The sequence below is a fragment of the Rhodopseudomonas palustris genome (assembly GCF_007005445.1).
Lineage (GTDB): Bacteria > Pseudomonadota > Alphaproteobacteria > Rhizobiales > Xanthobacteraceae > Rhodopseudomonas > Rhodopseudomonas palustris_G.
Window position 1 is genome coordinate 2,375,048 of the sequence record NZ_CP041387.1, and the last position, 25,984, is coordinate 2,401,031.

The 25,984-nt window shown below is 66.1% G+C and carries 20 protein-coding genes and 1 pseudogene; 10 read left to right on the forward strand and 11 right to left on the reverse strand.

What is annotated here, in order from left to right; genetic code table 11:
• Window positions 1–54 precede the first annotated feature (54 nt).
• Together FLL57_RS10820 and FLL57_RS10825 are read right to left on the reverse strand one after the other, a co-directional pair.
• Window positions 55–1,425: pseudogene (locus FLL57_RS10820) on the reverse strand (IS1182 family transposase).
• Between the two features lie 112 nt (window positions 1,426–1,537).
• Window positions 1,538–2,332: a hypothetical protein gene (locus tag FLL57_RS10825; protein WP_235677290.1), complete on the reverse strand. Its 795-nt coding sequence runs from the start codon at window positions 2,330–2,332 to the stop codon at window positions 1,538–1,540.
• Between the two features lie 433 nt (window positions 2,333–2,765).
• Between FLL57_RS10825 and FLL57_RS10830 the strand changes: the two genes are divergently transcribed.
• Window positions 2,766–4,019, forward strand: coding sequence for an SAM-dependent methyltransferase (locus FLL57_RS10830; RefSeq protein ID WP_142882894.1), 1,254 nt, complete (start codon window positions 2,766–2,768; stop codon window positions 4,017–4,019).
• 22 nt (window positions 4,020–4,041) lie between these two features.
• On the opposite strand, the gene FLL57_RS10835 is transcribed toward FLL57_RS10830, so the two are convergent.
• Window positions 4,042–4,263, reverse strand: coding sequence for a hypothetical protein (locus FLL57_RS10835; protein ID WP_235677257.1), 222 nt, complete (start codon window positions 4,261–4,263; stop codon window positions 4,042–4,044).
• A 381-nt stretch (window positions 4,264–4,644) separates the two neighbouring features.
• On the opposite strand from FLL57_RS10835, the gene FLL57_RS10840 reads away from it, so the two are divergent.
• The gene (locus FLL57_RS10840; protein ID WP_013502064.1) at window positions 4,645–6,141 is read left to right on the forward strand and encodes a replicative DNA helicase; all 1,497 of its coding nucleotides are present in this window, start codon (window positions 4,645–4,647) and stop codon (window positions 6,139–6,141) included.
• Window positions 6,142–6,208: 67 nt separating this feature from the next.
• Complete coding sequence (alr, locus tag FLL57_RS10845; RefSeq protein WP_013502063.1) at window positions 6,209–7,456, forward strand: alanine racemase; 1,248 nt, start codon at window positions 6,209–6,211, stop codon at window positions 7,454–7,456.
• A 134-nt stretch (window positions 7,457–7,590) separates the two neighbouring features.
• Here alr and FLL57_RS10850 read toward each other — a convergent pair whose 3' ends face one another.
• Both FLL57_RS10850 and FLL57_RS10855 read right to left on the reverse strand, forming a co-directional pair.
• Window positions 7,591–7,845 carry a hypothetical protein gene (locus tag FLL57_RS10850; RefSeq protein ID WP_142882895.1) on the reverse strand — a complete coding sequence of 85 codons (255 nt, stop codon included), beginning with the start codon at window positions 7,843–7,845 and terminating at the stop codon, window positions 7,591–7,593.
• A gap of 106 nt (window positions 7,846–7,951) precedes the next feature.
• Window positions 7,952–8,344, reverse strand: a complete 393-nt coding sequence (locus FLL57_RS10855; RefSeq protein WP_142882896.1) for a NifB/NifX family molybdenum-iron cluster-binding protein — start codon at window positions 8,342–8,344, stop codon at window positions 7,952–7,954.
• A 150-nt stretch (window positions 8,345–8,494) separates the two neighbouring features.
• Here FLL57_RS10855 and radA point away from each other — a divergent pair, with 150 nt between their 5' ends.
• From radA to FLL57_RS10880, 5 genes are all read left to right on the forward strand, one after another.
• Window positions 8,495–9,952 (forward strand): DNA repair protein RadA, encoded by a 1,458-nt coding sequence (gene radA / locus FLL57_RS10860; RefSeq protein ID WP_142882897.1) that lies wholly within the window; start codon window positions 8,495–8,497, stop codon window positions 9,950–9,952.
• 213 nt (window positions 9,953–10,165) lie between these two features.
• Window positions 10,166–10,801, forward strand: coding sequence for a CvpA family protein (locus FLL57_RS10865; protein WP_013502059.1), 636 nt, complete (start codon window positions 10,166–10,168; stop codon window positions 10,799–10,801).
• Window positions 10,802–10,824: 23 nt separating this feature from the next.
• Window positions 10,825–12,354, forward strand: coding sequence for an amidophosphoribosyltransferase (purF, locus tag FLL57_RS10870; RefSeq protein WP_142882898.1), 1,530 nt, complete (start codon window positions 10,825–10,827; stop codon window positions 12,352–12,354).
• A gap of 149 nt (window positions 12,355–12,503) precedes the next feature.
• Window positions 12,504–13,247 carry an SDR family NAD(P)-dependent oxidoreductase gene (locus FLL57_RS10875; RefSeq protein ID WP_013502057.1) on the forward strand — a complete coding sequence of 248 codons (744 nt, stop codon included), beginning with the start codon at window positions 12,504–12,506 and terminating at the stop codon, window positions 13,245–13,247.
• 83 nt (window positions 13,248–13,330) lie between these two features.
• On the forward strand, window positions 13,331–14,557 hold the full coding sequence (locus FLL57_RS10880; RefSeq protein ID WP_013502056.1) for an ABC transporter substrate-binding protein: 1,227 nt from the start codon (window positions 13,331–13,333) through the stop codon (window positions 14,555–14,557).
• A gap of 85 nt (window positions 14,558–14,642) precedes the next feature.
• Here the strand turns inward: FLL57_RS10880 and FLL57_RS10885 are convergent, their stop codons facing one another.
• Window positions 14,643–15,215 (reverse strand): GNAT family N-acetyltransferase, encoded by a 573-nt coding sequence (locus FLL57_RS10885; protein WP_142882899.1) that lies wholly within the window; start codon window positions 15,213–15,215, stop codon window positions 14,643–14,645.
• Window positions 15,216–15,338: 123 nt separating this feature from the next.
• Here FLL57_RS10885 and FLL57_RS10890 point away from each other — a divergent pair, with 123 nt between their 5' ends.
• Window positions 15,339–15,626, forward strand: coding sequence for a DUF6916 family protein (locus FLL57_RS10890; RefSeq protein WP_013502054.1), 288 nt, complete (start codon window positions 15,339–15,341; stop codon window positions 15,624–15,626).
• A 68-nt stretch (window positions 15,627–15,694) separates the two neighbouring features.
• Here the strand turns inward: FLL57_RS10890 and FLL57_RS10895 are convergent, their stop codons facing one another.
• The gene (locus FLL57_RS10895; RefSeq protein ID WP_013502053.1) at window positions 15,695–16,330 is read right to left on the reverse strand and encodes a phage tail protein; all 636 of its coding nucleotides are present in this window, start codon (window positions 16,328–16,330) and stop codon (window positions 15,695–15,697) included.
• Between the two features lie 707 nt (window positions 16,331–17,037).
• On the opposite strand from FLL57_RS10895, the gene FLL57_RS10900 reads away from it, so the two are divergent.
• Window positions 17,038–21,894, forward strand: a complete 4,857-nt coding sequence (locus FLL57_RS10900; protein WP_235677273.1) for a beta strand repeat-containing protein — start codon at window positions 17,038–17,040, stop codon at window positions 21,892–21,894.
• Window positions 21,895–22,039: 145 nt separating this feature from the next.
• On the opposite strand, the gene FLL57_RS10905 is transcribed toward FLL57_RS10900, so the two are convergent.
• The 4 genes from FLL57_RS10905 to FLL57_RS10920 form a co-directional block, all read right to left on the reverse strand.
• Window positions 22,040–23,305: a TCR/Tet family MFS transporter gene (locus FLL57_RS10905; RefSeq protein ID WP_013502051.1), complete on the reverse strand. Its 1,266-nt coding sequence runs from the start codon at window positions 23,303–23,305 to the stop codon at window positions 22,040–22,042.
• On the reverse strand, window positions 23,302–24,678 hold the full coding sequence (gene der / locus FLL57_RS10910; RefSeq protein ID WP_142882901.1) for a ribosome biogenesis GTPase Der: 1,377 nt from the start codon (window positions 24,676–24,678) through the stop codon (window positions 23,302–23,304). The genes FLL57_RS10905 and der overlap by 4 nt, the downstream gene beginning before the upstream one ends.
• Before the next feature lie 72 nt (window positions 24,679–24,750).
• Window positions 24,751–25,275, reverse strand: a complete 525-nt coding sequence (locus FLL57_RS10915) for a hypothetical protein (protein ID WP_142882902.1) — start codon at window positions 25,273–25,275, stop codon at window positions 24,751–24,753.
• A 45-nt stretch (window positions 25,276–25,320) separates the two neighbouring features.
• Window positions 25,321–25,977, reverse strand: coding sequence for a tetratricopeptide repeat protein (locus FLL57_RS10920; RefSeq protein ID WP_142882903.1), 657 nt, complete (start codon window positions 25,975–25,977; stop codon window positions 25,321–25,323).
• Between the last annotated feature and the right edge of the window lie 7 nt (window positions 25,978–25,984).

The window sequence follows — 25,984 nt, forward strand, 5'->3', positions numbered from 1 at the left end:
CAGTCGATTTTCGGCGGGGTTTTGTTTTTGGCGAGTGGCGCAGCGCCCGGTGTCTCAGCCTGGCGCGGGAATTGGCCCGGTGGCCAGTGCGAGGGCTATCTTCTTGATGTTCTGGGCGGCGGCTGCCAGCAGGCACTGGCATTTGACGGCCACCAGGCCTCTGAAGCGCGCTTAGCGGTGGCCATGGAGCTGTTTGGCGTCGGCAAAGGAACGTTCGACCGTCTCCTTGCGGCGTTTGTAGATGCGCTTGCCCCAGGGCGTTAGACGGTTGGCGTCGGTGCGCTCGCGGGCCTCGGCCCAGACGTGGCGGGTGATCAGACGAACCGCGTTGCGGCTCGACGTGCACGAGGCGAGCAGCGGACAGTCTTTGCAGATCGCAGGATCGCTCTTGTAGTGGCGGTAGCCGGTGCGATCGGTGGTGGAGTAGCTGAGTAACTGTCCCTGCGGGCAACGATAGCTGTCCAGCTCCGCTTCATAGGCGAAGGCCTTGTTCGGCATCATGCCGGGCCGCGGCGGGGTTGGCCGGCGATAGCCGATGACGCCCGGAATGTTGCGCTGTTCCAGGCCGTGGGCGATTCCTGAGGTGGCATAGCCGGCGTCGAGGCCGACGGCGGCGACATCAAAGCCGAAGCGTTGCCGTTGGCGATCGAGCCGGCCGAGATAGACGATCGAGTCGTGGACGTTGGCCGGCGTGGCGTGTGTATCGGTGATGATCCCGAGCCGGCCGTCGACGGTGCGGTGGTCGAGGTAGAAGAATCCCTTCGGCTTGCCTTCGCGCACCATGTAGCCGGCATCCGGATCGGTCCGCGACACCTTGGTCTCCTTCTCGACCGGCTGTCGCTCTTTCTCCGGGAGGGGTTTCTTGCCGTGGGCCGCGCGATCCGCCTCGATCGCGGCGTCCAGATCATCCCAGTAATCGGCCCGCGATTTGGCGACCACTGCGGTGTCGTAGCGGTTCTTGTTGGCGTTGGCCTTCAGATGCGTGGAATCGGTGTAGAGCACCGTGCCATCGACCAGCCCCTTGGCGATCGCCTGGGTCACGATCGCGTCGAAGATGTCCTGCGCGACCGCAGTGTCGTTGTAGCGGCGCCGCCGGTTCTGGCTGAGCGTCGAGGCGTCGAACACCGGATCGGTCAGCTTCAACCCCAGAAACCACCGATAGGCGACGTTGACCTCGATCTCGCGCACCAGCTGCCGCTCGGAGCGGATGCCGAACAGGTAGCCGATGAACAGCGCCTTGAACATCAGCGTCGGATCGAGCGGCGGCCGGCCGTTGTCTGGGCAATACAGCCCGGCGACCCGATCGTGGATGAACGAAAAATCGATCACCGCGTCGATCTTGCGAAGCAGGTGATCCTTCGGAACCAGACCGTCGAGACTGACCATCTCGATCGAAGTCTGTTGCGGTGAGGGTTTGCGAAGCATCACCCATGGAATCAAAACTCCCCGCCAATGGCGAGGAGTTTGTCAGCAGTCTGAGCCCGGCCTGATCGCATCAGGCCGGGCTTTTTCTATCTTCGACCAGGAAGCGAGCGGACTATTTCGCGGCCGGCGCCTCGGTCGAGCCGGTCGACGGCGCCGACTCGGTGGACGGCTGCGGCTGCGCCGGCACAGTCTCGGACGACTTCTCGGCCGGCGGCCCCGCCGGCGAAGGAGCCGGAGCCGGCTTCGGTTCCGGGGCGGACACGGGCGCCGCCGACTCAGGTGGCTTGTTCCCCGAAGGCTCGGAGGTTTGAGGCTTCGGCGTTTCGGGTTCGGCCGCCTTCGGTGCCGGGGTTACTGCGGGTACCGGATCGGAGCGCACCGGGGTCTCGGCAGCCGGCGCAGCGGCTGGCTTGGTCGCACCGGGCTTGGGCGCAGACCCCGCCTCCTCCTTGCCCGGTTCCTTACCCGGCTCTTTGCCCGGCTCGGACGCAGGGGTGTCCGGCTTTGCGGCAGCGGGCTCGGCCGGCTTCTCGCGGGTACGCTTGGCCTTGCCGCGCTTCTTCTCGGTCTTGGCCTCGGGCGCAGGCGCCGCTGCGGGTTCGGCTTCTGCAGCCGGCGCAGCGGCCGGCTCCTCTGTTTCGACCGGCGGCGCGGGGCGGCGTTTGGTGTTCCGGCTACGCTGGCTCTTTCCTTCTTCGGCTTGCTGGGGAGGAGCGACCTCTTCGGGCCTGGCGGCTTCCTCGGCCCCCCGGCGTTGCCGGCGCGCCCTCGACTCCGGACGGGCGTCCTGCCTGCCACGCGCATCGGTGCCGCCATTGGCGACCAGATAGCCGGCCAGCATGGCGGCCATGTCGCTGCTGGTGGTGTAGTGCTGCCTGAGGAACGACGCTGCGGCGTTCGGCGGCACCGTCCGAAGCAGCCCGCGCGGGCTCTTGTGACAGACGGCGCAGGTGCTCGAGAAGATTTGCGCCGAGCTCTTGCCCGCTTCCAAATTCTGGGCTCGGGCGGGCTGTGCGACGGCAACCCCGAGCACGAGCAATACCGCTACCGAACTGAGCGATCGGCTTACCATTTAGCCCTCCGATGCAAAAAATCACCGCAGCCGCGGCGGTGACCTTTTAGCGAATTGTGAGATGATTGGAAGCGCAGAGATGGAACATCACGGTGCATGAAATGAGGCAGCAGCTCAGCCTCACGCTCATGTCACTAATGATACCTGCGATGCTTGACTATACTTCGATCGCGGTGCTTGCGGCGACGCGACAGGAACAAGCCGCAAGGCCAGTGTTGTAGCAGTCGAGGCGCTGCTCAGGGTCGGCGCCCGAGAGCGAGGCCTGCCGATGGACGGATTGTTTCGTCTGCTGCTGAGCCGCTTCATTCAACGCGGCACCATCGTCTTCACCACCGCGAGCGGCACCACATTTACTTGCGGAGACGGCACCGGAGAGCCGGTGCACGCACGGCTGACGAGCGCCGCGGCACAACGTCGCCTGCTGCGCGATCCGGAGCTCGCCCTGGGCGAGATCTACATGGACGGCGGCCTCGTGATGCAGCACGGCACGATCGCCGACCTGCTCGCTGTGGCAATGGATCAGCCTGACTGGACACCGGACTGGGCGAGATTTCACGGGCTGGTCCGCTACTGGGCCAGGACGCTGCACCAGTTCAACCCGCGCGGCCGATCGCGCGACAATGTCGCACGTCACTACGATCTCGACGGCCGGCTGTACGCGCTGTTTCTGGACTCCGACAGGCAATACAGTTGCGGCTATTTCGAAACGCCCGACGCCAGCCTCGATGACGCTCAACTCGCCAAGAAGCGGCATATCGCCGCCAAGCTGCTCGCCGCCCCGCGGCAGCGGGTACTCGACATCGGTTCGGGCTGGGGCGGCTTGGCACTGTATCTGGCGGAGACTTGCGGCGCAGACGTTACCGGCGTGACGCTGTCGCAGGAGCAGCTCCAGGTCTCCAACGCCCGCGCGGCCGAGCGCAGCCTTGCCGGTCGGGCCCGCTTCATGTTGCAGGACTATCGCGACGTCCCCGGCGGCCCGTTCGACCGCATCGTCTCCGTAGGCATGTTCGAGCACGTCGGCGTCGCACATTACGACGCCTTCTTCCGACGCTGTGCCGAATTGCTCGAGCACGACGGCGTGATGCTGCTGCATTCGATCGGCCGCTCCGAAGGGCCCGGCTTCACCAATCCGTGGATCGCCAAGTACATCTTCCCCGGCGGCTATCTGCCCGCGCTGTCGGAGGTGCTGCCGGCGATCGAGCGCGCCGGATTGTTGGTCTGCGACATCGAGATCCTGCGGCTGCATTACGCCGAAACGCTGAGGGCGTGGCGCGAGCGCTTCCTGGCCCGTCGCGAGGAAGCGGAGCGGCTGTACGACGCCCGTTTCGTCAGGATGTGGGAGTTCTATCTGGCGGCTGCGGAAATGTCGTTTCGCAAACAGAACACCATGGTGTTCCAGATCCAGCTCACGCGGCGCCAGGGCGTGGTGCCGATCACGCGAGACTATATCGCTGCGGAAGAGCGGCGGCTGGCGTCGATCGAAAACGAGCGTCCACCGCGGCTGCAACTCGCCGGCGAGTAAGAGCGCCGGCCGGCATCATGCGCTAGCTGCAGTTCACCAGTCGGCGGCAACCTTCCCGATCCGCTTCTTGCGGCAGCGGCCGTGCCAGATGGGCCTGCGCAGCGCACACCAACGCGCTGTCGGACAACCTGTGCTCGGCCTCTTCGGCCGATGCGCGCTCGAAGGAGTCGATCAGCAAGTTCAGCCAATCGCGATCGGAGTGGTGGTGGCAATACTGCTGTGCCATCTGCGCTGTGTCCATCATCCGAGGTGATCCGCGAGCGGCTGCGGAGTCCTCGACGCTCTTGCCCTGTGTCGCGTCACCTTGTTGGAGCTTCCCACAATGTGGGCGCCTCGATGATCGCGTCTTCCGCTATCCTCGCCGAAAATTCTTACGAATCCCCGACCGGAGCGGTTCGATCTGTCTCGACCGTTCATTTTGAACTGTCGCCGGACAACGGCAGAAGGTTCAAGCCTTCCGCCGCCGCGGCCGGAACGCGTCAAGCACGGGGTACGGCCGCTCCAGCGGTCATCCACACTCTTGTCGCGCTGGTGCATAACGCGCGAATGCGGCTTTCGCTCCCGCCGAAATCGGCGCTTTAGTCGCGCCCCGCATCCGACAAATTCGACCCGATATTCGAGAGCTATGGCCGCAACCGATTCGAACGTTCTGAAGCTTGCGCCGGAACCCGGCGTGCCGGCATACCGGACCGCGCCCCACAACATCGAGGCCGAGCAGGCCCTGCTGGGCGCGATCCTGGTCAACAACGATGCGTTCTATCGGGTGTCGGACTTTCTCGAGCCGAAACATTTCTTCGAGCCGATCCATCAGACCATCTTCGAAACCGCGGCCAGCATCATCCGAGCCGGCAAGATCGCGACCCCGGTCACGCTGAAGACGTTCCTGGCGGCCGATCTCGATCTCGGCGGCCTCACGGTCGCGCAGTATCTGGCGCGGCTTGCCGCCGAAGCCACCACCATCATCAACGCCCAGGACTATGGGCGGACGATCTACGAGTTGTCGCTGCGCCGTGATCTGATCGGCATCGGCACCGACATGGTCAACGTCGCCTACGACGCTCCGGTCGACTTCGCCCCGCGCAATCAGATCGAGGACGCCGAGCGCCGGCTGTATGAGCTGGCGGAATCCGGCCGCTACGACGGCGGTTTCCAGAAATTCTCCCAGGCGCTGACCACCGCCGTAGACATGGCGGCGAAGGCGTTCCAGCGCGACGGCAAGCTGTCCGGCATCTCCAGCGGACTGCGCGACCTCGACACCCGGATGGGCGGCTTGCAGCACTCCGACTTGATCGTGCTCGCAGGGCGCCCCGGTATGGGCAAGACCGCGCTGGCCACCAACATCGCCTACAATGTCGCCAAGGCCTATCGCGGCGAGGTGCAGCCGGACGGCTCGACCAAGACCGTCAACGGCGGCATCGTCGGCTTCTTCAGTTGCGAAATGTCGGCCGAACAGCTCGCGACCCGTATTCTCGCCGAGCAGGCCGAGATCGCCTCGAGCAAGATCCGCCGCGGCGGCATCTCGGAAGCCGACTTCGACAAGATCCGCGACGTTTCGATCGAGTTGCAGTCGCTGCCGCTGTTCGTCGACGAAACCGGCGGCCTGTCGATCGCGCAGCTCACCGCCCGCGCCCGCCGCCTGAAGCGGCAGAAGGGCCTCGACATGCTGGTGGTCGACTACATCCAGCTCTTGCAGGGCTCGAGCAAGAAGGGCGACAACCGCGTCCAGGAAGTCACCGAGATCACCACCAGCCTCAAGGCGCTGGCGAAGGAATTGAACATCCCGGTCATCGCGCTGTCGCAGCTTTCGCGTCAGGTCGAATCCCGCGACGACAAGCGACCGCAGCTCGCGGACCTGCGTGAATCAGGTTCGATCGAGCAGGACGCCGACGTGGTGATGTTCGTGTACCGCGAAGAATACTATCTGCAGAACAAGGAGCCGCGGCCGGGCACTCCCGAACATGAGAAGTGGGCGACCGACATGGAGCTGGTCCACGGCAAGGCCGAAGTGATCATCGCCAAGCAGCGTCATGGTCCGACCGGCACCGTCGATCTGCAGTTCGAAGGTCAGTTCACCCGCTTCAGCGATCTCACCGACGACAGCCACCTGCCGGAACGTATTTGACGCCGGAGCGGACCTGAGCCGCGCCGGCTGCCGTTGAACGGGCCGCAGGCAAAGCATAAGGTGCGCCATGCACATCCTCCCCGATCCGAACGCTACCGTTGCCGAGTTGTTGACACCGGAGGCGGGAAAAGCCGCCGAGTTCGCCGCGGCCACCGCGGCCGCTTCCGGCATTCTCACCATCGATCTCGACGCGCTGGTTGCGAACTGGCGCAAGCTCGAAAAGACCGCGGTGCCGTCGGAATGCGCCGGCGTGGTCAAGGGCGACGCTTATGGCTGCGGCGCCGGCCCGGTGGTCAAGGCTCTGCTCGGCGCGGGCTGCAAGACGTTCTTCGTGGCGACGCTCGGCGAAGCCCGCGCAGTGCGCGAGGTCGCACCGGAGGCGACACTCTACGTCCTCGACGGGTTCTTTCCGTATTCCGGCGACGAATTCGCCAGGCTGAACTGCCAACCGGTGATCGGCGATCTGTACGAACTGGCCGAATGGGACGTGTTCTGCCGCCGCACCGGCTGGCGCGGCGGCGCGGCCCTGCACATCGACACCGGGATGAGCCGGCTCGGCCTGACGATCACCGAGGCGCAAGGCATCGTGCCGCGGATCGTCGCCGGCGACCACGGCATCACGCTGGTGATGAGTCACCTCGCCTGCGCCGATCTCGTCAATCATCCGCTGAACGCCAGGCAGGTGACCGCATTTCGCGAAATCGCCGGTCAGTTCACCGGCGTATCGGCGTCACTGTCGGCGTCTTCGGGGATCTTCCTCGGCCCGCAATTCGCGTTCGATCTGGTGCGCCCCGGCGCGGCGCTGTACGGCATCAATCCCACGCCGGAAGCCGACAATCCGATGCAGCCGGTGGTCGACCTGAAGGCGCGGATCGTGCAGGTCCGCAGCGTCGAGCGCGGCGACACCGTCGGCTACGGCGCGACCTGGAGCGCACGGCGCCCGAGCAAAATCGCGGTGCTGTCGGCCGGTTATGCGGACGGTTATTTCCGGGCCGCCGGCTCCAGCGACGGCACCCGCGGCGCCGAGGTGATCATCGCCGGCGAACGCTGCCCGATCGCCGGCCGCATCTCGATGGACCTGCTCGCGGTCGACGTCACCGACCTGCCCGCCAACGCCGCCCGGCGCGGCATGATGGCGACCCTGATCGGCGACGGCATCACCGTCGACGAACTCGGCCATCACTTCGGCACGATCGGCTACGAAGTGCTGACCAGTCTCGGACCGCGCTACACCCGGATCTACAAGGGCGGCGACGCCAAGCCGGAGAACAAGCCTGCCGAGGGTGACGGCCTGCCCACCGCCTCGGCCGGCTGAGTCCCAAGCACGAACTCTCAGCGGCATTGCGAGGAGCGCAGCGACCAAGCGATCCCGAGCGCAGTCCACCGCGTCGGTTGGGTGCTTCGCTGCGCTCGCGATGACGAAGCCTGTCACCGGATCGGCCAGCCGGCTCAATCCTCGTGGACCAAAAACAGAAATCCGGTGATCGCCGCCATGAAGGCGAACGAACCGGACACACCGACCACGAAGACGATCCGCACCAGGGTCGGCGCTTCGCTGGTGGCGATCACGCCCGACAGGCCGAAGTAATTGTTGTACAGCACGATGCCCGCGAACAGCGCCCCGAACGCTGCGCCCATCGCGAAATGGCCGGCGACCTGCCGCCACTTCCGCCGCTCGTAGTCCCGATGTCTGTCGTCTCGCATAGCGGATTGAACGTAGCCGAGCGGCGGCCGTTCCGGAAGCGTCCCCGGGGGCGGATCATTGCGGCGGTGGTGATGCTCCCTCCGCCGGCGCCGCGCGCCCCGAAGCTCAGTGACGCGCGAACAGATCGCGCAATCGGCACAGCGTGGTGGTGATGTCGAAACTCTGATCGGGCAGATCTTCGCCCTTGATGATCAGATCGATCGCGGTCGCCGGGTCGGTCTCGCCGGTCAGCAGCACGTCGGCGCCGCGCTTCTTCATGTGGCGGACGTAGCCGTCGCCAGCGCTCCCGGCCACGATCAGTTCGACTCCGTCGAGCGGATGCGGGCCGTCGTCCTTGAAGTAATGGGGAAGCTGCTCCTTCACCAATTCGATCCGAGCCGGTGCCGGCAACGGCTCGCCGGCGCTGTGTCCGGCCAGATCATAGACCAGCCAGCGCGGCGCCTGCCCGGCGTGGCCGCTGATGGTGAGCCAATCCTTGGTTGGAATGGCGATTTTCATGTCCTCACTTCCCCAAATACGCCCCGGGCGGGCGCCCGGAGTCCACCGCATTCTCGAACAAACTTCGGTGTCTGTCTGCTGGACCGTTGACGAACAGAACAAAATGTGAACATCAAGAATGTATCTGTCCCCGGTCCACCCGAGCACGCGATGGCCAAAGCCACCTCCTCCTTCGTCTGTCAGAACTGCGGCGCGGCGTTCAATCGCTGGCAGGGCAAATGCGAGGCGTGCGGCGAGTGGAATACGCTGGTCGAAGAGGCCGGCGACAACGCGGTGCCGGTGTCGATCCGCGCCAAGCGCCGCGGCCGGACGTTCAAGCTGGAGTCGCTGGCCGGCAAGAGCAACGACGCGCCGCGGCTGCCGTCGGGCATGGCCGAACTCGACCGCGTCACCGGCGGCGGCTTCGTGCGCGGCTCGGTGCTGCTGGTCGGCGGCGATCCCGGCATCGGCAAATCGACGCTGCTGACCCAGGCCACCAGCCTGATGGCCAAGGCCGGACATCGCACCGTGTACATCTCCGGCGAAGAAGCGATCGCGCAGGTCCGGCTGCGCGCCGAACGGCTGGGCCTCGCCTCCGCACCTGTCGAACTCGCCGCCGAGACCTCGGTCGAAGACATCATCGCGACGCTGTCCGAAGGCGCGACGCCGAAGCTGATCGTGATCGATTCAATTCAGACGATGTGGACCGACACGGTGGAGTCGGCGCCGGGTACGGTGACCCAGGTCCGCGCCTCGGCGCAGGCGCTGATCCGCTTCGCCAAGAAGACCGGCGCGGCGATCATCCTGGTCGGCCACGTCACCAAGGACGGCCAGATCGCCGGCCCCCGCGTGGTCGAGCACATGGTCGACGCGGTGCTGTCGTTCGAGGGCGAAGGATCGCAGCAGTTCCGGATCCTGCGCTCGGTGAAGAACCGGTTCGGTCCCACCGACGAGATCGGCGTGTTCGAAATGACCGGGCTGGGCCTGCGCGAGGTCAGCAATCCCTCCGAGCTGTTTCTGTCGGAGCGCGATCTCGGCTCGCCGGGCACCGCGGTGTTTGCCGGGATCGAAGGCACCCGCCCGGTGCTGGTGGAATTACAGGCTCTGGTGGCCCCTTCGACGCTCGGCACCCCGCGGCGCGCGGTGGTCGGATGGGATTCGGCGCGGCTGTCGATGGTGCTGGCGGTGCTGGAGGCGCATTGCGGCGTCAAGCTGAGCGGCTACGACGTCTATTTCAACGTCGCCGGCGGCCTGCGCATCAACGAGCCCGCCGCCGACCTCGCCGCCGCCGCCGCACTGGTTTCGTCCCTGGCCAACGCGCCGCTGCCGCCGGACGCGGTGTATTTCGGCGAGATCTCGCTGTCGGGCGCGGTTCGCCCGGTGGCGCAGACCCCGGCCCGGCTGAAGGAAGCCGCCAAGCTCGGCTTCGCCCGTGCGGTGCTGCCGGAACAGACCCGCGGCGAAGCTCCGGCCGATGCCGGGCTGGCGCTGCAATCGGTCGGCGGGCTGTCCAGCCTGGTCGCGGACATCGCCGCGCGCGGCACGCGGCGGAGCCACGACGATGGTACGCCGCGGACCAAAGCTGCCTCAAATGCAACACCGGCGCGATTCCGGCGCCAGGAGGGTTGAAGCGGCGTGACGTTTCGGGGGCGCGCCGCTATACAACGCCCGCGCAAGCTGAACGTATCCGGCCACCAAGCTTTAACCCAGCGGAACATTGCTGTGGCGAGGCGGACCGGGGTGGTTTTCTCGCCTTGCGCCGCGTGCCATACCACCGTCACCTGTGCCGACCCCGTGCACGCCGATTCGCCGTTGTGCTGACCGAGCGGACCTGACCTGCCGATGCCGATTACCATCCTCGATCTCGTCGTTCTCGCGGTGATGTTGGTGTCCGGCCTGCTCGCGATGGTGCGCGGCTTCATGCGCGAAGTGCTGTCGATCGCGGCCTGGGGCGCGGCCGCGCTGGTGACGCTGTACGCGTTCCAGAAGCTGATGCCGATGGCCCGGACCTATTTCTCGTCCGAGACGGTCGCGGCCATCGTGGTGATCGCCGGCGTTTTCCTCGGCACGCTGATCATCGTGTCGATCATCACGGTGCGGATCTCGGACATGATCCTGGATTCGCGCATTGGCGCGCTCGATCGCACCCTCGGTTTTATGTTCGGTCTGGCCCGCGGCCTGCTGATCGTGGTGGTGGCGTATCTGTTCTTCAACTGGCTGGTGCCGGACAAGCAGCGCCCCGAATGGGTCACCAACGCCAAGTCGCGCACCGTCCTGCAAGGAACCGGTGACTGGCTGATGACGCTCTTGCCGGACGACCCTGAAAATACCATCTTGAAGCGGTTCAAGAAGAACAAGCCGGACGAAGACCAGCAGCAGACCGAGGATTCGGCTGCGCCCGGTGCCAATGACGGCTACAGCAAACCCGCCCGTGACGGCCTGAAAAACCTGATAGAGGGCAAACCGGCCACGCGCTGAGCGTGTCCCACAAGAGAGGCGCGATGGACGCGATGCCCAGCTCTTCCGACGACGCCGCAACGCCCGCTTCGGACGCTCGCGACCAGCACATCCTCGACGATACCGTTTTCGATACCGATGGTGACACGCTGCGCGAAGAGTGCGGCGTGTTCGGCATTTTCGGCCACCCCGAGGCCGCAGCGATCACCGCGCTCGGGCTGCACGCCCTGCAGCACCGCGGCCAGGAAGCTGCCGGCATCGTCTCGTTCGACAACGGCCGGTTTCATTCCGAGCGCCGGCTCGGCCTGGTCGGCGACACCTTCTCCCGCGCCGACGTGATCGCGCGGCTGCCCGGCAACTCGGCGATCGGCCACGTCCGCTATTCGACCACCGGCGAGACCATCCTGCGCAACGTCCAGCCGCTGTTCGCCGAGCTCAATGCCGGCGGCTTCGCGGTGGGCCACAACGGCAATCTCACCAACGGCCTCACCCTGCGGCGCGAACTGATCCGCAGCGGCGCGATCATGCAGTCGACCACCGACACCGAGGTGATCCTGCATCTGGTCGCGCACTCCCAGAAGACACGCTTCATCGAACGCTTCATCGAGTCGCTGCGGGCGCTGGAAGGCGCCTACTCGCTGGTGTCGCTGACCAACAAGAAACTGGTCGGCGCCCGCGATCCGCTGGGCATCCGCCCGCTGGTGCTCGGCGAGCTCGACGGCTGCCCGATCCTCGCCTCGGAGACCTGCGCGCTCGACATCATCGGCGCGCGTTACGTCCGAGACGTCGAGCCCGGCGAAGTCATCGTGTTCGATCGCCACGGTGTCACCAGCCACAAGCCGTTCCCGCCGCAGGCGCCCCGCCCCTGCATCTTCGAGTACATCTATTTCGCGCGTCCGGATTCGATCGTCGGCGGCCGCTCGGTGTACGACGTCCGCAAGGCATTCGGTGCCCAGCTCGCAGTCGAGAGCCACGTCGAATCCGACGTGGTGGTACCGGTGCCGGATTCCGGCGTGCCGGCGGCGATCGGCTACTCGCGCCAGTCGGGCGTGCCGTTCGAGCTCGGCATCATCCGCAACCATTATGTCGGCCGCACCTTCATCCAGCCGACCCAGAGCGTGCGCGAACTCGGCGTGCGGATGAAGCACTCGGCCAACCGCGCCGCGATCGAAGGCAAGCGGATCGTGCTGATCGACGACAGCCTCGTCCGCGGCACCACGTCCAGGAAGATCGTCAAGATGATGCGCGATGCCGGCGCCCGCGAGGTGCACTTCCGCATCGCCTCGCCGCCGATCACCCATCCCGACTATTACGGCATCGACACGCCGGACCGCGCCGGCCTGCTCGCCGCAACGCATTCGCTCGAAGAGATGCGGGACCTGATCGGCGCCGACACGCTGGCCTTCCTGTCGGTCGACGGCATCTACCGCGCAATGGGCGAACCGGGCCGCGACCCGGCGCTGCCGAAATTTACCGACCACTGCTTTACCGGCGACTATCCGACCGGCCTCACCGATCTCAACCAGACCGAATCGGCGCCGCGGCAATTGTCGCTGTTGGCCGAAGCGAGCTGAGCTGCGATCTGCCCAAACGCCGTCACCGGCTTCGCCGGTGGCGGCGTTTGCTTTGAACCCAGCGTTTGAAGATACCTCTTTTAGAGGATGGATACTCGGGTCCGGTCCGCGTATGAGGAAGTCCGATATATCTTGAGCCGGACCTCGCCATGACCCAACCTCTCGCTTCCCGCATCGCTCTCGTCACCGGCGCCTCGCGCGGCATCGGCTACGCCACCGCCAAGGCGCTCGCCAAGGCCGGCGCCCATGTGATTGCCGTCGCCCGCACCCAGGGCGGGCTGGAAGAGCTCGATGACGAGGTCCGCAAGGACGGCGGCCATCCGCTGACGCTGGTCCCGCTGGATCTCACCGACTATCAGGCGATCGGCCGGCTCGGCGGCACGATCTACGAACGCCACGGCAAGCTCGACGTGCTGGTCGGCAACGCCGGTATCGCCGGACCATCATCGCCGCTCGGCCATATCGATCTGAAGCCGTGGCTCGACGTGATCGGCATCAACCTCAATGTGAACTTCCAGCTCGTCCGCTGCATGGAACCGCTGTTGCGGGCATCCGACGCCGGCCGTGCGGTGTTCCTGACCTCGCGCGCCGGCGGCAAGGCGCCGGCCTATCGTGGCCCTTATGCGGCCTCGAAGGCGGCGCTGGAAACGCTGGTGCAGGTGTGGGCCAAGGAAACGGCCAATACCACGCCGATCCGCATCAATCTGTTCGATCCCGGCCCGACCCGCACCAAGCTACGCGCCAACGTGATGCCAGGCGAAGATCCGGAGACCCTGCCGACGCCGGACCAGGCCGCAGAACTGCTGCTGCCGCTGTGCCTGCCGTCCTTCACCGAAACCGGCAAGCTGTTCGACGGCCCCTCCCGCTCCCTGAAAGACCCTCTGGCCGATTGACTTCGCCCCGGCAGCGCGATTGACTGACGGCAAGCGGGGAAACATCCGCGTGTCAATCAGCCAGCCATACAGAGGGGGAAGTGATGAGAGGAGTGTTCTCGCACGCCATCGCGGCCGCGTTGGTGAGTGCGGCGTTGACCGCGCCGGCTGCTGCGCAGTCCGGTGACAAGACCGCCAAGATCGGCGTGCTCAACGACATGTCGAGCCTCTATGCCGACATCGGCGGTCCGAATTCGGTGGTCGCAGCCAAGATGGCGATCGCCGATTCAGGTCTGGAAGCGAAGGGCTGGAAGATCGATCTGGTCTCCGGCGATCATCAGAACAAACCGGACATCGGCGTCAATCTGGCGCGGCAGTGGATCGATGTCGACAAGGTCGACCTGATCACCGATACGCCGAACTCCGGCGTCGCGCTGGCGATCAGCAATCTGGTCAAGGAAAAGAACGCCATCCTGATGAATTCGGGCGGCGCCAGCGCCGACCTGACCGGCAAGGCGTGCAACGCCAACACCATCTCGATGACTTACGACACCTACATGCTGGCGAACGGCACCGGACAGGCCTTGACCAAAGCCGGCGGCGACAGTTGGTACTTCCTCACCGCCGACTACGCGTTCGGCGCCGCGCTGGAGCGAGATACGACCGCGGTCGTCAAGGCCAACGGCGGCAAGGTTCTCGGCAGCGTCAAGCACCCGCTGAACACACCCGACTTCTCGTCGTTCCTGCTGCAAGCGCAGGCGTCGAAAGCCAAGGTGATCGGCCTCGCCAATGCCGGCGGCGACACCACCAACTCGATCAAGCAGGCCTCCGAATTCGGGATCACCGCGGGCGGACAGAAGCTCGCGGCGCTGCTGCTGTTCATCAACGACGTGCATTCGCTCGGGCTGAAGACCGCGCAGGGCCTGACTTTCACCGAGTCCTATTATTGGGATCTCAACGACAACACCCGCGCTTTCGCCGATCGTTTCCAGAAACTGGCCAAGAACAACGCCAGACCCTCGATGACCCAGGCGGGCGTCTATGCGGCGGTGCTTCACTATCTCAAGACCCTGGAGGCGATGGGCGGCAATCCGCACGATGGCGCCAAGGTCGTCGCCAAGATGAAGGAGATCCCGGCCGACGACGTGCCGTTCGGCAAGTCGGTGATCCGCGCCGACGGCCGCCGGATGGTCCCAGCGTTCCTGTTCGAGGTGAAGTCCCCGGCCGAGTCCAAGGGGCCGTGGGATTACTACAAGAAGATCGCCGATATCTCGGCCGAGGACGCCGCGCGACCGCTGTCCCAGAGCGAGTGTCCGCTGGTGAAGAAGTAAGTCTCGCGGTCAACGCTGCCGATTCTGAATGGCCGGGCTTGTGCCCGGCCATTTGCTTTCAGGAGCGGCGCATGCCACGACCTGATCAGCCCAACCGCCTCGTCATGTGCAGATATCCCTCGCCTTCGGTCTCGATGAAACCCAACCGGAGGTACAGACTGCGCGCCCGGTCATTGGACGATTGCACCGACAACGTCAGCCGCCGCAAACCGATCGCTTCTGCGGCCCCGACCAGACCGGCGATGACTTCGCGCCCAATGCCGCGCCCCTGTGCTGCCGGAAGCAGCGCAATATCGACGATCCGGAGCGCCCGGTTGCCCCAGGATCGAGCCGCGGCTTCACCGTCCACGTCGCTGCCGTCGCACAGCCCCGCCTCGGCCGGATCGATTGTAACGACGACCCGACCCACAGCAACTTCCCGCTCGGTGATGACGAAATACTCCGCGGCCGGAAAGCTCCGCCGATAACCGATGCGTTGCGCCTCGAACTGTTGCGCGAGCAATGTCGCAAGCAGCGGCTCCGGCAGCCCCATGGACGCGAACATCGCGCGGAGCGTGGCGTCGGACAGGCAACGGCAGAACACATCGTCCGCGGCCTGCGCCGGTCGAATCGCCAACCCCGGCGTCGGCAGTCGGACATGCGCCGCAATGCTGCTCATCACCACTTCCGAAATAATCGACGCACTCGTGCTTTGCGGTGCCGCATTGACGCGGGATGACGTCCACAGCTAAGGCGATAATCAGTTTTGTCGACCACGACATTGCAGTGATCGAGGTGGCAGATGTATCTGATGAAGCCCGAAGACTTCGAACCATGGGTGGGACGTAGCGTCCGTATCGCGACCGTCCCCGAGCCTGTTGAAATCACGCTCGTCAGGCTGCAGCGCAAGCCGGTGTTCATCGGCGCCGAGCGCGAGCCGTTCAGCCTGTTCTTTGAATCACCGGAAGACGTCTACCTGCTCGATGCCGCCTATGAATTCGATTGCGGCCGGGGCGGCCCCTACACCATCCTGATTTCCCAGTTGCAACCGAAGAACGGCCGACGCCGATACCAGGCTGTCTTCAACTGAGACAAATCGACGACAGCCACCTTCAGGGGCCGACGGCACTGCCGCCGCGGGCCCTGAAGACGGACCGATCAATCCTGCACCGGATAGAGACCCGACAGGCAGATATTGGTTCGGAGCGCCAAATAAGGCGGCAAGGTCTCGACCGGAACATTGCTGCCGGTGTTGCCGATCTGGACCGTACCTCCGGTAATCCCACCTCCGCCACCGCTCACACCACCGAGATTGACCGGTGTGCCCGATGTACCAGCCGGCGCGTAGATCTTCGGCTGCGAGGCTCCCGTCGGACCGGTATTCGCCAGTTGGGAGCCGGCGGCCGGCGTGGCCGACAGCGAACTGACAGGTGCGCCCGTCAACGCCTGAACCACCGCTGCTCCGCCGCTGCCACTACCTGTGGGGGTAAATACCGCGGCATGTGAATGCGCCGGCAGGTTGGCCTGCGTGAGCGTCACGCGCTCCACACCGGCATGCGCGCCCCAGGCGTAGCTGCTGAGACCCGGTCCTTGCCCGGAGCCGATGATCACCCGGGACTGAAGATTGGGAAGCTGAAAGGTGGTTCGCCCGTCACCGCCGAAGGTTCCACCGATCAGTGCGAACAGGGCCTGGTTCTGCGTGACGTTGAACGTCTGTCCGGCTGCGACCGCCCAATCGACCGGAGCAAAATTGAAGGCGACCTGCATGATCTGGCCAATGAATGCTTCTGCCATCTGATCCATCCTCGCTCAGTCAATGATCGGGTGTAAAAACGCGGGCACCCGCATCCCGCCATTCCGAATCCGATCCATCCTGTTAGTCACATCTCTGCCGAGCAGCAGAAGCGTTGCGGCGCACAACCAAGCTGTTTCACAACTATCAAAGTACCTACAAACATCAGCGCGCGGCACCGACACACCGCTACGTGCTATTCACGAAACCATGCTGTAGCGGCACAAACTGACGACCTGTTACCTTCTTGCATCTGACGATCGAATTTCGCACGATCAATTGCTGGTTGTACTTGATACCACACACCTCCTAATGCGAACAATCGACTCGTTACAACTCTGAGCCTCGTCCGTACAGCAACTGCAATTATTTGAATGGCACGGCGGCGTGCCAAGCAGCGGCGAACGACATGCAACTGGATGAACGCATATCGTCGGCCGGTCCACGAGCCGAACAGAGAGCGTCGACTGAATTTGCTTTTGAAACTGTGGAGCTGAGATCAGAGCCACAGCTCCGACGGCAGATCCGACAGAAGCTCAGGTGTCAGCTCGGATGGCGGCTCCACGCCGCAGGGGTCTCCGCGACGGCGGTCAGACTGATTGTACCGCTGGCGCGCCGGGCCCGTATCCTTGCTTTGGCGACATCGGCCTGCGCGTTGGCCGCACTGGCACCCTCGCTGAGCTGGGCGGCGTCTGCGGGCTGCAACGCCGTGAACGGCGGCGCACTCAACTACACGGTCTCGTTTTCGACGCCCGATACGCCGGATGATGGGCAGGGCTACAAGAGCACACAGGTCACAGGGTTCGCTACGGGCGACATCATCAACTATTCGGTCACCATCAACCCGACGGCCGGATCGATCGAGGCAGGCTTTCTAGCCGACTTCAGCTTCGGAATACCAACGGGCTTCAACAACAACACAGGCGGCGGCTTTTCGTCGAGCGTCACGGGGCAATACCAATTGACGTCGATCGACGTCAGTGACATCGACTCGACCTCAGGGCTCTATGCAGAGGCATTTTACGGGAATTTCCAAGGATTCACCGGTAGCGTTTCGCTTGCAGCGACCTGCACCGCGGCAGGCACCCCGGCCGTCACCGCGGTCGCGCCGTCCTCAGGCCCCACGGCGGGTGGCACCTCGGTGACCATCACCGGCACGAATTTCACCGGCGCCACGTCGGTGAGCTTCGGCGCGACGTCGGTGCCGAGTTCCAGTTTCACCAGCAGTTCCGGGACACAGATCGTCGTGCCCTCGCCGGCCGGCAGCGCCGGGACGGTCCACGTTACGGTGACCAACGCCACCGGCACATCCCCGACCAATTCAAACGATCAGTTCACCTACGTCGCGGCGCCGACCATCGGCACGATCTCGCCTAGTTCCGGCCCGGTCGCAGGCGGCACCTCGGTGACCATCACCGGCACCAACCTGTCCGGGGTCACCGGCGTGACCGTCGGCGGAGCAGCGGCAACACTCGGCACCAATACGTCGACATCGATTCAGATCACAACGCCGGCCGGCACAGCCGGCGCGCGCGACGTCGTGCTGACGACAGCGGGAGGTTCGGTCACCTCGACCGGCGGCTTCACCTATCTGGCAGCCCCGACGATCGACACGATTACGCCGAACTCGGGCCCGGTCGCGGGCGGCACCAGCGTCACCATTACGGGCACCGATCTGTCGGGCGTCACAGGCGTGACCGTCGGCGGCGTCGCAGCGACGCTCGGCACCAACACCTCGACTTCGATCGCAATCACAACCCCGGCCGGCACGGCAGGCGCGCAGAACGTGGTGGTGACGACGGCCGGCGGTTCGGCGACGTCGACCGGCGGATTCACCTATATCGCCGCGCCGACCATCGGCACGATCTCCCCCAGTTCCGGCCCGGTGGCGGGCGGCACCTCGGTGACCATCACCGGTACCAACCTGTCCGGGGTGACCGGCGTGACCGTGGGCGGAGCCGCGGCGACACTCGGCACCAATACGTCGACCTCGATTCAGATCACAACGCCGGCTGGTACGGCCGGCGCACGCGACGTCGTTCTGACCACGGCCGGCGGCTCAGTGACCTCGACCGGCGGCTTCACCTATGTCGCGGCGCCGACCATCGGCACGATATCGCCCAGTTCCGGCCCGGTGGCAGGCGGCACCTCGGTGACTATCACCGGCACCAACCTGTCAGGGGTGACCGGCGTGACCGTGGGCGGGGCCGCGGCGACGCTCGGCACCAACACGTCGACGTCGATCCAGATCACCACCCCGGCCGGAACCGCCGGCGCGCGCGACGTCGTTCTGACCACGGCCGGCGGCTCAGTGACCTCGACCGGCGGCTTCACCTACATCGCCGGTCCGGCCATCAGCACGATTTCCCCGAGTGCCGGCCCCACAGCGGGTGGTACCAGCGTCACCATCACCGGCACCAACCTGTCCGGCGTTACGTCGGTGACGGTCGGCGGCGCATCGGCGACCCTCGGCACCAATACATCCACCTCGATTCAGATCACGACGCCGGCCGGCACTGCAGGCGCGCGCGATGTCGTACTGACCACGGCCGGCGGCTCGGTCACATCGACCGGCGGCTTCACCTATGCGGCGGCCCCAACGATCGGCACCATTACGCCGAGTTCCGGCTCCACGGGCGGCGGCACCTCCGTCACTATCACCGGCACCAACCTGTCCGGCGTCACGTCGGTCACCATTGGCGGCGCGACCGCAACGCTCGGCACCAACACGTCGACGTCGATCGAGATCACCACCCCGGCCGGAACCGCCGGCGCGCGTGATGTCGTGCTGACCACGGCAGGAGGCTCCGTCACCTCGACCGGCGGTTTCACCTATATCCTGTCGCCGTCGATCAGCACGGTTTCGCCGAATGCGGGTCCGACCGCCGGTGGAACATCGGTAACGATCACCGGCACCAATCTGTCAGGCGTCACCTCGGTCACCATTGGCGGCGCGGCCGCAACGCTCGGCACCAACACGTCGACGTCGATCGTCGTGACGACGCCGGCCGGCACAGCCGGCGCACGCGACGTCGTGGTGACGACCGCCGGCGGATCGGTCACCTCGACCGGCGGCTTCACCTATGCTGGTCCGCCGGCGATCAGCACGATCTCGCCCAGCTCGGGGCCCACCGGCGGCGGCTCCTCCGTCACCATCACCGGCAGCGATCTTGCCGGCGTGATTTCCGTTACCATCGGCGGCGCTGCCGCGTCGCTCGGCACCAACACAGCGACATCGATCGTGATCACGACGCCAGCAGGCACCGCCGGTGCACGCGACGTCGTCCTGACCACAGCCGGAGGAACGACGACGTCCACCGCAGGATTCACCTATGTGGCAGGCCCGACGATCGGCACGATTGCGCCGAACTCGGGCCCGGCAGGCGGCGGCACGTCGGTGACGATCACCGGCACCGACCTTTCGGGCGTTACTGCCGTGACGGTCGGCGGGGCGGCGGCAACGCTCGGCACCAATACGGCGACCTCGATCATGATCACGACGCCGGCGGGCTCCGCGGGCGCACGCGACGTCGTGGTGACCACAGCCGGCGGCTCAGCCACTTCGACCGGAGGCTTCACCTATATCGCGACAGCGACCGTGACGTCGATCGCGCCCGCAGCAGGCCCGATCAGTGGCGGCACCTCGGTGACCATCACTGGAACGAACTTGAGCGGCGCAACGGCCGTGACCATCGGTGGCGCCGCCGCTACCAACGTCATCGTCGTCAATGCCACCACAATCACGGCGACCACCCCGGCCCACGCCGCGGGAACCGTCGATGTCGTCGTCACGACACCGGGCGGCACCGCCACAGGAGCAGGACTCTACAGCTACGCGGCCGGCCCTACGGTCACCTCGGTCAGTCCGGCCAGCGGTCCGAGCGTGGGCGGCACCTCAGTCACGATCACCGGCAGCAACCTGACCGGCGCGACCGCGGTCAGTTTCGGCGGTGCCGCGGCGACCGCCGTCAGCGTGACAAGCGCAACCTCGATGACCGCAACCACCCCCGCCCATGCGGTCGGCGTCGTCGACGTCACCGTCACCACTCCCGGCGGCAGCAGCACCGGCGCAGGACTGTTCAGCTACATCGTGGCAGCCACGACCACCACCCTCTCCTCGTCGCGCAACCCCAGCGAGGCGGGTCAGGCGGTGAGCTTCACCGCGACGGTGACGGCAAGCGGCGCGGTCCCCACCGGCACCGTCACCTTCACCGATGGCGGAGTCACGATCGGCTCGGTCGCCCTGTCGGGCGGCACCGCGACGCTCACCACCAGCAGCCTGACGGTCGGGTCGCATACCATCGTCGCGGCCTTCGCGGCCAACGCCAGTTTCGCCGCCAGCGCCTCGCCGCCATTGCTGCAGGCCGTGAACACGCCTCAGGACAGCCTGAAGCTGCGCGCCATGCAGATCCTGGCCAGCAAGACCGTCGCGCAAACCTCCGGTGCGGCCATCTCCGGCGCTATCGACACCGCGATCTCCGAAGGCTTCAACGACGGAGGCGAACTGATCACCCCGTCCGGAACGGGCCTGCGCCTGAACTTCACCGACGATCTGTCGCAAGGCAGAGCCGGCACCACGGCCAGCGCGATCGAGAGCCGCTGGCCGGGATCTGGCCTGCGCAGCGACGGGCCCGCCACCCCGGCGATCGGGCTCGGCATCGGCATCCCCGGACCGGCCGGGCGCGGTCGCTCACGGTTCGACGACACCTTCGCAGCGATCGATCGCAGCTCCTCCGCCAAGGCCCCCGCCAAACGACTGACCGAGCCGAAGGATTGGCTGATGTGGGCCGAGGTGAAGGGGGCCGGCATCGGCCAATGGAATGCGACCGGGGCCACCTCGGTGCTATCCGGCAACCAGGTCAACGCGTTGATCGGACTGACCCGGAAGCCGTCGCCGGACTTCCTGATCGGCCTGCTCGGCGGCTACGAGACCTTCGACTACAGGTCGGACACGCTCAACGGCCGGCTCAGGGGCGACGGTTGGACGATCGGCTCCTATGCCGCGTGGCGATCGGCCGCCGGGCTGCGCGTCGACATCGCGGGGGCGTATTCGGGGATCGACTACAACGGCTCGGCAGGCAGCGCCGCGGGCAAGTTCCAGGGGCAGCGCTGGCTGCTGTCCGGAGGACTGACCGGAACCACCGAAGCGTTCGGCTTTGCGATCGAGCCCTCGGCGAAGGTCTATGCGTTGTGGGAACGCCAGAACGCCTACGTCGACTCCCTTGGGACGCCGCAAGCGCAACGCGAGTTCTTCACCGGGCGGGCCTCGGCCGGACTCAAGGTGAGCTACCCCTGGCTGTACAGCGCGACGCTGACGCTGTCGCCTTATGCGGGCGTCAACGCCGACTATTACTTCCTCGGCGACAATGCCGAGACGATCACGCTCGCAGGCGCGACGCCGCTGGCGTCGGTGCCGCTGCTCGACGGATGGTCCGCGCGAGTGACTGGCGGCCTCGCCGCTCGGTTCGGCAACGGCGCGGCGATTGCGTTCGGGGGCGAAATGGGTGGACTGGGCGGCACCGTTCAGATCTGGACGCTGCGCGGCAGGGCCTCGGTGCCGTTCTGAACAAGGCGGCTCCGCAGACGCAAGCCCAATGCGGAAGAGAACGTGCAAGGCGGGGCCGGTGTCCTGCATCTTCGTCTGGCGAGCCTCGCTTCGTCGAGGCGAGTTCTCGATTGAGGCAAGGCTCTTTGTCGAGGAAGGCTCTCTATCAGGGCAAAGCTCGCTTGGTGCGGCCGCCTGCAACCACCACGATCGCCACCGACACCATCAGCAAGGCGCCGGCGACCAGAAACGGCGCACCGGGCAGATGCAGCGGCGTACCGCCGTCGATGAAATAAGCGAAGATCATCGTGAAGAAGAATGGGCCGATCAGCTCGGCAACGCTCTTCACGCTGGTGGTGGCGCCTTGCAACTGCCCCTGCTGCTCCGGCGACACCAGCCGGGTCATCATCCCGGAGGTCGCTGGCCCGGCAATGCCCCACAGCGTCATCACCGGAATGCCGATCCAGAACAGCGTGCCGCTCGGCGCCAGCGCATAGATCAGAAAGCCGAGCGCGCCGCCGCCATAGCCGAAAATCTGAGCCCGACGTTCGCCGAGCCGCTTCACCGCGGGACCGACCAGAAAGCCCTGCACGATCGTGGTGCAGACGCCGACGAACGCCAGCGCCAGACCGACCGTGGTCTGATCCCAACCGTAGCGATAGCCGGTGTACAGCACGAAGATCGCCGGCAGCGCGACATGGGCGACCTCGGCACAGAACTCGACCACCGCCAGCGCAGCGAGCGTGGCGTTGGAGGTGAGCAGCCGCACCGCTCCGATCGGGTTGGCGGATTTCCAGCGGAACGGCGACCGCCGTTCACGCGGCAACGACTCCGGCAGCACGAACAGGCCGTACAGCGTATTGGCGAAGCTCAGCGCCGCCGCCACCCAGAACGGCAGCCGCGGATCGACACCGCCGAGCAGGCCGCCGATCGCCGGACCGAAGGTGAAGCCGAGCCCGAACGCAGCGCCGACCATGCCGAACACCGCGGCGCGCTTCTCCGCGGGCGTGACGTCGGCAATGTAGGCGAACGACGTCGAGATGCTCGCCGAAGTGATCCCCGACAGCACCCGGCCGACGAACAGCCACCACAGCGACGGCGCCAGCGCCATCAGGACGTAGTCGAGACCGAGGCCGAGATTGGACAGCAAAATCACCGGCCGCCGTCCGAACCGGTCCGACAGCCCGCCGAGGATCGGCGACGCGAACAACTGCATCAGCGCCCAGGCGGTGCCGAACAGCCCGTAGATCCGCGCCGCATTCGCGGTGTTGTCGTCGGAGAAGCTCTCGATCAGCTTGGGCAGGATCGGCAGGATCATGCCCAGGCTCAACATGTCGAGCGCGATGGTGATGAAGATGAAGCCGACAGCGGCGCGGCGCGGCCCGGTCGTTCCGGCGACCGGCGTTTGCTGCGCTGTGGCTTCCTCGGTCATGACTTGCGTTTACGCTTGTGGGCGAACGGGTTGGCCTTCTCACGCAGCGTGATCCGCACCGGCGTGCCCGGCAGCTCGAACGCGCCGCGCAGGCTGTTGACCAGATAGCGCAGATACGACTCCGGCACCGCATCGGCGCGGGAGCAGAACACCACGAAGCTCGGTGGCCGTGCCTTGGTCTGGGTGACGTAGTTCAGCTTCAGGCGGCGGCCCGAAACGGCCGGCGGCGGATTCTGCGCCGTCGCCTGCTCGAACCAGCGGTTCAGCGCCGCCGTCGGCACCCGCCTGTTCCAGACGGCGTAGGCGTCCTGGACCGCTTGCATCAGACGGTCGACGCCCTCTCCCAGCATGCCGGCGGTGGCGACGATCGGCACGCCCTTGATCTGCGGCAGCCAGTGATCGGCATCGGCGCGGAGCTGCGCGATCTGCCCGCCCTGACGCTCCATCAGATCCCACTTGTTGACCGCGATCACCAGCGCCCGGCCCTCGCGCTCGACCAGATCGGCGATCCGCAGATCCTGCTCCTCGAAGCGGTTCTGCGCATCCATCATCAGCACGACGACTTCGGCGAAACGCACCGCGCGCAGCGCGTCGGCGACCGACAGCTTCTCCAGCTTCTCTTCGATCCGGGATCGGCGCCTCAAACCGGCGGTATCGAACACCCGGAATTCACGCCCCTTCCACTGGACCTCGACGGCGATCGAGTCGCGCGTCGTGCCGGCTTCAGGGCTGGTCAGCAGCCGCTCCTCGCCGAGCAGGCGGTTGATGAAGGTCGACTTGCCGGCGTTGGGACGTCCGACGATCGCCACCCGGATCGGGCGCGTCGCGATCGCCTCCTCGCTGTGGTCCGCATCGTCGTCGTCCTCTTCGTCGACCGGCTCGGGCATCAAGGGACGCAGCGCGTCGTAAAGTTCGCCCAGGCCTTCGCCGTGCTCGGCGGAAATCTGCACCGGATCGCCAAGTCCCAGCGCGTAGGATTCCATCGCGCCAATCTCGCCGTGCTTGCCCTCGCTTTTGTTGGCGACCAGCACCACCGGCTTGTTGGCGCGGCGGGCGAAGTCGGCGAAGGCACGGTCGTTGGGCGTCAGGCCGGCGCGGGCGTCGATCACGAACAGCAGCGCGTCGGCGTGCTCGATCGCGGTCTCGGTCTGCTCCTGCATCCGCGCGGTCAGCGACCCCTTCGGCCCCTCGTCGAGGCCGGCGGTATCGATCAGCGTGAACGACAGATCGCCGAGCCGGCCTTCGCCTTCGCGGCGATCACGGGTGACGCCGGGAGCATCGTCGACCAGCGCCAGCTTTTGGCCGACGAGGCGATTGAACAGCGTCGATTTGCCGACGTTGGGCCGGCCGATGATAGCGAGGATGAAAGACATGCTGATCCGTCGCCGAGAAGCGGCGGCCTGTCAATGTCGCTCGGGTCAGACCTTCGAAACCGCCCCCTGCGATCAGCGCTGGAAGCTGCCGCTGGGCAGGGGCGCCGGGAATGCCGGAGCCGTTCCGGATTGCTGCGCCGGTGCCGAGGACGCGGCCGGCTGATCGTCCGGTGGCGGCGTCGTGATGCGGCGGCGCGATTGCTTGGCGGGCGGAGGTGCCGGCGGCACCGCAGCGGCTCCGCCCTCCTCCTCTGCTGCCGGTTCGGCGGCGGCGGGGCGCCGGGTCGCTGTAGTCTGCCGCGTCCGCGTCCGCGCGGCCGGCGGCGGCCTGCCCTCGACCGGCGCTGCCACAGCCGCAGCCTGCTCGCGCTGCTGCTGCTCGACCTGATCCTTGTACAGGCTCCTCGGCACGCCCTGCTCCAGCCCGGGGACACCCTCCGGGAACACCGGCCTGCGCTCGCCCTGCAGCTTCTTCTTCTGGTCGAGGAAGTCGAACATATCGGTCGGATCGAATCCGCTCATGCTGCCGCAGCCGGACAGTCCTCCGGACAGCGCGACCAGAACGACGACGGGGATCAGGCGGTGCGACAGGCGCATGGATCAACTCTCACAATCTCAGGTGTCGCGGTCGCTCGGATCATCTCAGCTCTTGCTGGCGGTCGGCGGCAACAGGGCCTGCAGCACGTCGGCGCGGCTGCGCAGGCTGCCCGGGGTTTCCGCATCCGTGGTGATCTTGTCGATCCACTGCCGGGTCGCGGCAACGTTATTGGCGCGCCAGGCCGACAGCGCCAGCAATTCCCGCGCAGTGTGCCGGAATGCACTGTCGGCAGTGGCGATCGGCTCGAGCCGCTGCACCAGATCGTTGTAGTTCGCGGTATCCATCACCAGCCCGGCGGCGCGAATCCCGGCAAGGTCACGATAGGGCGCCGGAAGGCGCCGATCGGCAGCAATCTCGTCATAGCGCTTCACCGCAAGCGCCGGGTCGCGCACCGCGATTTCGGCAGCGGCGCGCAGCCGCGCCAGCATCCGATAGCCCGACGGCGCCGATGCGGCGATCTTGTCGAACGCGGCCTCCGCCTCGGCGTGCTTGTTCTGCTCGGCAAGCTCGGCGGCGGCAGCGAATGCCGTGCTGGCCTCGGCGGCCTGCTTGGCCTCGTAATACTCATAGCCGCGCCAGGCGCCGACGCCGACCACGATCAGGATCGCGGCGCCGACGATATAGATGGAATACTTGTCCCACAGCTTCCTGAGCCGCTCGCGACGCAGCTCTTCGTCGACTTCGTTAAATATTTCAGACACTTGGAAA